The sequence below is a fragment of the Amaricoccus sp. genome (genome assembly GCF_036846665.1).
Classification (GTDB): Bacteria; Pseudomonadota; Alphaproteobacteria; order Rhodobacterales; family Rhodobacteraceae; genus Amaricoccus.
Map to the genome: position 1 here is coordinate 1 of NZ_DAIUBO010000192.1, position 7461 is coordinate 7461.

Below are 7461 nucleotides of genomic sequence, written 5' to 3' on the forward strand. Positions count from 1 at the left end.
CCAAGGTCTTCCTCTTCGACGAGCCGCTCTCCAACCTCGACGCGGCGCTGCGCGTGGCGACCCGCATCGAGATCGCCCAGCTCAAGGAGCGCATGGCCTCCTCGACGATGATCTACGTCACCCACGACCAGGTCGAGGCCATGACGCTCGCCACCCGGATCGTCGTGCTGAACGGCGGCAACATCGAGCAGGTGGGCTCGCCGCTCGACCTCTACGAGCGCCCGGCGAACGTCTTCGTGGCACGCTTCATCGGCTCGCCCTCGATGAACATCTTCAAGGCGCGGGTGGTGGAGACGGGGGCGATCACCGGGGTCGAGGTCGAGGGTGGCGGCCACACGCGCATCGAGGTGCCGAGCCAGGCTGGCGACCAGGGCGCGGCGGTGCGCGTCGGGGTGCGCTCCGAGGATCTCGTGCCGACCGAGGCGGAGGAGGCGCTCTACGAGGGCGAGGTCTCGATGGTCGAGGCGCTGGGCGAGACCACGCTGCTCTATTTCGCCCCGCAGGAGGGCGAGGATCCGATCATCGCCAAGCTGCCCGGCATCCACCGCTTCCGGCGCGGCGAGAAGGTGCGCCTCGCGGCCACCCCGGACAAGCTGCATCTCTTCGACGAGGCGGGCCGGTCCTATCTCCATCGGTGAGGCTTCGGCCTTTCGCCTTGCGGCGGCGGCGCAGATCGGATAAATCATCCGTCGTGATTAATTGGGGCGGGTGTCGCAAAGCGGGGGGCGGGGAATGTTTCTGGTCTGCGGCGAAGCGTTGTTCGACTTCTTCCTCGAGACCGAGGAGGGGCCCGCATCGGCGCGCTACGCCGCCCGGGCGGGCGGCTCGCCCTTCAACGTGGCGATCGGGCTCGCGCGCCTCGGCCAGCGATCCGGCCTGCTGACCGGGCTCTCGCGCGACCTGCTCGGCCAGCGGCTGCGCCGGGTCCTCGAGGACGAAGGCGTGGCGACGCGCTATTCCGTCGCCACCGACCGGCCCACCACGATCAGCCTCGTCGGCCTCGATACCGCGGGCGTGCCCGCCTATCAGTTCTACGACACCGGCTCGGCCGATACCGGCCTGACCGCGGCCGACCTGCCGCCGCTGGCGCCGGAGGTCACCGGCCTGCATTTCGGCTCCTATTCGATCGCCGTCGCCCCGGTCGCCGACACGCTCGCGGGGCTCGCCGCGGGGCGCGAGGGCCGCTTCGTCTCGGTCGACCCCAATATCCGGCCTACGGTCGAGCCGGACATGGAGGTCTGGCGCGCGCGGCTCGACGGCCTGCTGCCGCATACGGATCTGGTCAAGATCAGCGCCGAGGATCTCGGGCTGATCCGGCCCGGCCTCGGCACGGAGGCCTTCGCCGCCGATCTGCTCGGCCGCGGCGTCCAGCTCGTCGTCGTCACCGACGGCGATGCGCCGGCCCATGCCTGGACCGCGAGCGGGCTGCACGGCTCCGCCGCCCCGCCCAAGGTCGAAGTCATCGATACCGTCGGCGCCGGGGACACCTTCCAGGCGGCCCTGCTCGCGCGGCTGCTGCGCGGCCCCGACGGCCCGAAAGCCGCCATCGCCGCCCTCGACCGGGTGGAACTCGAAGCGATCTTGTCCTATGCCGCCCGTGCCTCGGCGCTCACCTGTTCGCGCCGCGGCGCCGACCTGCCCCGCGCGGCAGAACTCTCCGACTGAGGAATATTCGATGGTCTCCACGGTCATTCCCGTCCAGCCTTTCGACCTCGTGATCTTCGGGGCCACCGGCGATCTCGCCCACCGCAAGATCCTGCCAAGCCTCTACCGCCGGCTGTCGGTGCATCAGATGCCCGAGGGCGCGCGCATCATCGGCGCCGCCCGCTCGAAGATGGGCCGCGCCGAATTCCGCAAGTCGGTCCAGGGGGCGCTGGAGGAATTCGTCGAACCCGGCGACCTGAGCAAGGAGCGGGTCGAGGCGTTCCTCGCGACGCTCGACTACGTCACCATCGACGCCGCGGGCGAGGGCGGCTGGGCGCAGCTGGCCCGCAAGCTCGACGAGAAGCCCGACCACATCCGCGCCTTCTACCTCTCGGTCGCCCCGTCGCTCTTCGCCACGATCGCCGGGCGGCTGACCGAGGCCGGGATCACCACGCCCTCGAGCCGCATCGTGGTCGAGAAGCCGCTCGGCCAGGATCTGGCCTCGGCGCGGGCGCTCAACGCGCAATTGTCGCGGCATTTCAGCGAGCACCAGATCTACCGGATCGACCACTACCTGGGCAAGGAAACGGTCCAGAACCTGATGGCGATCCGATTCGCCAATGCGCTCTTCGAGCCGCTCTGGAACTCGCGCTACGTCGAGCATGTGCAGATCACCGTCGCGGAGACCGTCGGCGTCGCCGGTCGCGGCGCCTATTACGACGGCTCGGGCGCCATGCGCGACATGGTGCAGAACCACATCATGCAGCTCCTCTGCCTGACCGCGATGGAGCCCCCGGCCAAGTTCGACCCCGATGCGGTGCGCGACGAGAAGCTCAAGGTGATCCGGGCGCTCGACCCGCTGATGATCTCGGACACCGTGCGCGGCCAGTACCGCGCCAACGGCAAGGATGGCAGCTATCTCGACCATGTCGGCAATCCCGCGAGCCGCACCGAGAGCTTCGTGGCGATCCGGGCCCATGTCTCGAACTGGCGCTGGGCGGGGACGCCCTTCTATCTGCGCACCGGCAAGAAGCTCGCCGCGCGCCTCTCCGAGATCGTGGTGACCTTCAAGCACCCGCCGCATACGATCTTCCCCCAGGTCGAGGCGCAGAAGGGCAATGCGCTGATCATCCGCCTCCAGCCCGACGAGGGCATCACCATGCGGGTGACCATCAAGGAGCCCGGCCCCGGCGGCATGCGGCTCGTCGAGGTCCCGCTCGACATGACCTTCGCCGACGCGCTCGGCGAGGAGGGGGCCATGCCGGAGGCCTACGAGCGGCTGATCATGGACGTGATCCGCGGCGACCAGACGCTGTTCATGCGCGGGGACGAGGTCGAGGCCGCCTGGGCCTGGACCGATCCGATCATCCAGCTCTGGAAGGAGAGCGGATCGCGGCCGCTCGCCTATGACAGCGGCGGCGCCGGGCCGATCGAGGCCTACAAGCTGACCAGCGCCGACGGCCATCTCTGGCGCGAGATCGTGGCATGACCGACGTCGCGCGCCAGGATTATCCCGACCGCGACACGCTGATGCGCGGGCTCGCGGAACTGGTCGCGGATCAATTGCGCGCGGCGCATGCCACCAAGCACCGGGCGACCCTGGCGGTGCCCGGCGGCACCACCCCCGGTCCCTTCCTCGCGGCGCTCTCCGAGGCCGAGCTCGCCTGGTCCGACGTCGATGTCCTGCCCACCGACGAGCGCATGGTGCCCGAGCTGAGCGCGCGGTCGAACGCGCGGCTCATCCGCGAGACCCTGCTGCGCAACGCCGCCGCGGATGCGACCCTGGTGCATTATCACCCCACCGGCTCGCGGCTCGAGTCGGTGCTGCGGGCCACCTGCGAGCGGGTGGCGAGGGTGCTGCCGATCGACGTGCTGGTGCTCGGCATGGGGGCGGACATGCATACCGCCTCGCTCTTTCCCGGCGCTCCGGAACTGGCCGCGGCCCTCGCCGACGACGCGCCGGAGCTGGTGGAGGTGCATCCGCCCGGCGCGCCGGAGCCGCGGCTGACCCTGAGCGCGCGCGTCCTGCGCGCGGCCTCGGTCATCCATGTCCTGATCACCGGCGCCGACAAGCGCGCCGCCCTCGAGGAGGCGCTCGCCGACGGCCCGGTCGAGGCGGCGCCGATCCGCGCGGTGCTCTCCGCGCCCTGTCCCGTCACCGTGCATTACGCCGACTGAACGAATTGCGGAGGCCGCCATGACCCTGAACGCCACCGTCGCCAGCGTGACCGACCGCATCGTCGCGCGCTCCGCGCCGTTGCGCACCGCCTATCTCGACCGCTGCGCCCGCGCGCGGGATGCCGGGCCGAAGCGCGCGCATCTCTCCTGCGGCAACCAGGCGCATGCCTATGCGGCGATGCCCGAGGGCGACAAGGCGGCGCTGGCCGGCGCCACCGCCGGCAATCTGGGGATCATCACCGCCTATAACGACATGCTCTCGGCGCATCAGCCCTTCGAGACCTATCCCGCCCTCATCCGCGCCGCGGCCCGCGCGGTCGGCGGCACCGCGCAGGTCGCCGGCGGCGTGCCGGCGATGTGCGACGGCGTCACCCAGGGCCAGCCCGGCATGGAGCTCAGCCTCTTCTCCCGCGACGTGATCGCGCTGGCCGCCGGCGTCGCGCTCAGCCACGACGTCTTCGATTCCACGGTCTATCTCGGGGTCTGCGACAAGATCGTGCCCGGCCTCGTGATCGCCGCGGCGAGCTTCGGCCACCTGCCGGCGGTCTTCCTGCCGGCCGGGCCGATGCCTTCGGGCATCCCCAACGACCAGAAGGCCAAGGTGCGCCAGCAATTCGCCGCCGGCGAGGTCGGCCGCGAGGCGCTGATGGCCGCCGAAATGGCCTCCTACCACGGGCCGGGCACCTGCACCTTCTACGGCACCGCCAATACCAACCAGATGCTGATGGAATTCATGGGGCTGCACCTGCCCGGCGCGAGCTTCGTCAATCCCGGCACGCCGCTCCGCGACGCCCTGACGGTGGAGGGCGCCAAGCGGGCGCTGGCGATCTCGGCGCTCGGCAACGACTACACCCCCGTGGCCGAGGTGCTCGACGAACGCGCCTTCGTCAACGGCATCGTCGGGCTGAACGCGACCGGGGGCTCGACCAACCTGCTCATCCACCTGGTCGCCATGGCCCGCGCGGCGGGGGTGGTGCTCGACTGGGAGGATTTCGCCGAGATCTCGGACGTGACGCCGCTGATGGCGCGGGTCTATCCCAACGGCCTCGCCGACGTGAACCATTTCCACGCCGCAGGTGGCCTGGGCTACATGATCGGCGAATTGCTCGAGGCCGGCCTCCTGCACGACGACACCCGCACCATCGCCGGCCCGGGCCTCGCGCGCTACACCCGCGAGCCCAAGGTGATCGACGGCGCGCTCGCCTGGGAGGAGGGCGCGCGCGAGACGCTCAACGACAAGATCCTCCGCCCGGCCCGCGCCGCCTTCCAGCCCACCGGCGGCACGCGCCGGCTCTCGGGCAATCTCGGCACCGGGGTGATGAAGGTCTCCGCCGTCGCCCCCGAGCGCCAGGTGATCGAGGCGCCGGCGCGGGTCTTCCACGACCAGGAGGAGGTCAAGGCGGCCTTCCGCGCCGGCGAATTCGAGGCCGACACCGTCGTCGTCGTGCGCTTCCAGGGCCCCAAGGCCAACGGCATGCCGGAGCTTCACAGCCTCACGCCGGTGCTCGCGGTGCTCCAGGACCGCGGGCTCAAGGTGGCGCTCGTCACCGACGGGCGCATGTCGGGGGCCTCGGGCAAGGTGCCCTCGGCGATCCACGTCTCGCCCGAGGCGCTCGACGGCGGCCCGCTGGCGCGGATCGCCGACGGCGACATCCTGCGCGTCGACGCCGTCGCCGGAACCCTCGACGTGCTCAGCCCCGGCGCGCTCGACCGCCCGCTGGTGCGCCCCGACCTCGCGGCCAACGAGGCCGGGACCGGGCGCGAGCTCTTCACGAATTTCCGCCGCGTCGTCGGCGCCGCCGAGGCCGGCGCCTCGAGCCTCATCCCGGAGACCGTGCAATGACCCCCAAGGACGCTTCCGCCTACGCCCGCGAGCTCTGCGGCCGCGCGCCGGTGATCCCGGTCCTGGTGGTCGAGGACGTCGAGCATGCGGTGCCGCTCGCCGAGGCCCTGGTCGCCGGCGGCCTGCCGGTGCTCGAGGTCACCCTGCGCACCCCGGCCGCGCTCGAGGTGATCCACCGCATGGCGACGGTGCCGGGCGGCATCGTCGGCGCCGGCACGCTCCTGACCCCCGAGCAGGTGGCCGAGGCCAGGGCCGCGGGCGCGCGCTTCGGCGTCTCCCCCGGCGTGACCGACCGGCTGTTGGCGGCCTGCGAAGCGGAGGACCTGCCGCTTCTGGGCGGCATCGCCACGGTCGGCGAGGCCATGGGCCTGCTCGAACGCGGCTACGACGTTGCCAAGTTCTTCCCCGCCGAGGCCAATGGCGGCGCGCCGGCGCTCAAGTCCTTCGCCGGCCCGCTGCCGCAGATGGCCTTCTGCCCCACGGGCGGCGTCTCGCTGGCCAATGCGCCGGCCTATCTCGCGCTCCCCAACGTGCTCTGCGTCGGCGGATCCTGGGTGGCCGACCCGAAGCTGGCCCGGGCGGGACGATGGGACGAGATCGAGGCGCTCGCGCGCACCGCCAGCCAGCTGAACAGGTGAGATGATGCCGCAGGAGATCTGGAATGCTCTCGATGCCGCGGGGGCGGCGGCGCGCGACCGGCGCATCCTGACGCTCTTCGACCACAATCCCGACCGGTTCCGCGAATTCTCGGTCGGCCTCGGCGACATGCTGCTCGATTTCTCCAAGACCGGCATCGACGCCCATGCGCTCACCCTCCTGATCCAGCTCGCCGAGGCCAGCGGCGTGCCCGGAAGGCGCGACGCCATGCTCGGCGGCGAGCCGATCAACGCCACCGAAGGCCGCGCCGTCCTCCATACCGCGCTGCGCAACCGCTCCGACAAACCCGTCCTCGTCGACAGTCGCGACGTGATGCCCGAGGTCCGGGACGTGCTGGACCGCATGGGCGCCTTCGCCACCGGCCTGCGCGAGGGCGCGATCACCGCCGCCGACGGCGGGCGCTTCACCGATGTGGTGAACATCGGCATCGGCGGCTCGGATCTCGGCCCGGCGATGGCGACGCTGGCGCTCGCGCCCTACCACGACGGGCCGCGGCTGCATTACGTCTCCAATGTCGACGGCGCCCATATCCACGACACGCTCGGCCGGCTCGACGCCAGTCGCACGCTGGTGATCGTCGCCTCCAAGACCTTCACCACCATCGAGACCATGACCAATGCCGGCACCGCCCGCGACTGGCTGCGCGCCACGCTCGGCGACGGGGCGGACGGGCATTTCGCCGCCGTCTCCACGGCGCTCGACAAGACCGCGGCCTTCGGCATCGACCCCGCCCGCGTCTTCGGCTTCTGGGACTGGGTCGGGGGGCGCTATTCGGTCTGGGGCGCGGTCGGCCTGCCCCTGATGATCGCGATCGGCCCGGAGCGATTCGGCGAGTTCCTCGCCGGCGCCCATGCCATGGACCGGCATTTCGCCGAAGCGCCGCTGCCGGCGAACATGCCGGTGCTGCTCGGCCTCGTCGGCATCTGGCACCGGGACGTGATGGGCTATCCGACCCGGGCGATCCTGCCCTACGACCAGCGGCTCGGGCGGCTGCCGGCCTATCTCCAGCAGCTCGACATGGAATCGAACGGCAAGCGCGTGACCCGAGACGGTACGCCCGTCGCCCGCGCCACCGGGCCGGTGGTCTGGGGCGAGCCGGGCACCAACGGCCAGCACGCCTTCTACCAGCTGATCCACCA

Annotated in this window: 7 protein-coding genes; all 7 read left to right on the forward strand. The window is 71.3% G+C overall.

The window, feature by feature from the left end; genetic code table 11:
- The coding region (locus V7050_RS15970; RefSeq protein ID WP_324410823.1) for an ABC transporter ATP-binding protein at positions 1-638 on the forward strand (638 nt) is incomplete at its 5' end.
- A 94-nt stretch (positions 639-732) separates the two neighbouring features.
- Entirely contained in the window at positions 733-1665 is a 933-nt protein-coding gene (locus tag V7050_RS15975) for a carbohydrate kinase family protein (protein ID WP_324368127.1), read from the forward strand.
- A 10-nt stretch (positions 1666-1675) separates the two neighbouring features.
- A complete protein-coding gene (gene zwf, locus V7050_RS15980) occupies positions 1676-3133 on the forward strand; it encodes a glucose-6-phosphate dehydrogenase (protein ID WP_324368129.1) in 1458 nt (485 codons plus the stop codon).
- Positions 3130-3822, forward strand: coding sequence for a 6-phosphogluconolactonase (pgl, locus tag V7050_RS15985; RefSeq protein ID WP_324375274.1), 693 nt, complete (start codon positions 3130-3132; stop codon positions 3820-3822). The genes zwf and pgl overlap by 4 nt, the downstream gene beginning before the upstream one ends.
- A 19-nt stretch (positions 3823-3841) precedes the next feature.
- Positions 3842-5665: a phosphogluconate dehydratase gene (gene edd, locus V7050_RS15990; RefSeq protein WP_324370359.1), complete on the forward strand. Its 1824-nt coding sequence runs from the start codon at positions 3842-3844 to the stop codon at positions 5663-5665.
- Positions 5662-6303, forward strand: coding sequence for a bifunctional 4-hydroxy-2-oxoglutarate aldolase/2-dehydro-3-deoxy-phosphogluconate aldolase (gene eda, locus V7050_RS15995; RefSeq protein ID WP_324370361.1), 642 nt, complete (start codon positions 5662-5664; stop codon positions 6301-6303). Before edd ends, eda begins: the two co-directional genes overlap by 4 nt.
- A 1-nt stretch (position 6304) precedes the next feature.
- Positions 6305-7461: glucose-6-phosphate isomerase (gene pgi / locus V7050_RS16000; protein WP_442885704.1), on the forward strand; the 1157-nt coding region annotated here is incomplete at its 3' end.

What these genes read in the sequence shown, in the direction of transcription:
- V7050_RS15975 (WP_324368127.1), top strand. Translation starts at nt 733, where the DNA reads ATGTTTCTGGTCTGCGGCGAAGCGTTGTTCGACTTCTTCCTCGAGACC.
- edd (WP_324370359.1), top strand. Translation starts at nt 3,842, where the DNA reads ATGACCCTGAACGCCACCGTCGCCAGCGTGACCGACCGCATCGTCGCG.
- eda (WP_324370361.1), top strand. Translation starts at nt 5,662, where the DNA reads ATGACCCCCAAGGACGCTTCCGCCTACGCCCGCGAGCTCTGCGGCCGC.
- pgl (WP_324375274.1), top strand. Translation starts at nt 3,130, where the DNA reads ATGACCGACGTCGCGCGCCAGGATTATCCCGACCGCGACACGCTGATG.
- zwf (WP_324368129.1), top strand. Translation starts at nt 1,676, where the DNA reads ATGGTCTCCACGGTCATTCCCGTCCAGCCTTTCGACCTCGTGATCTTC.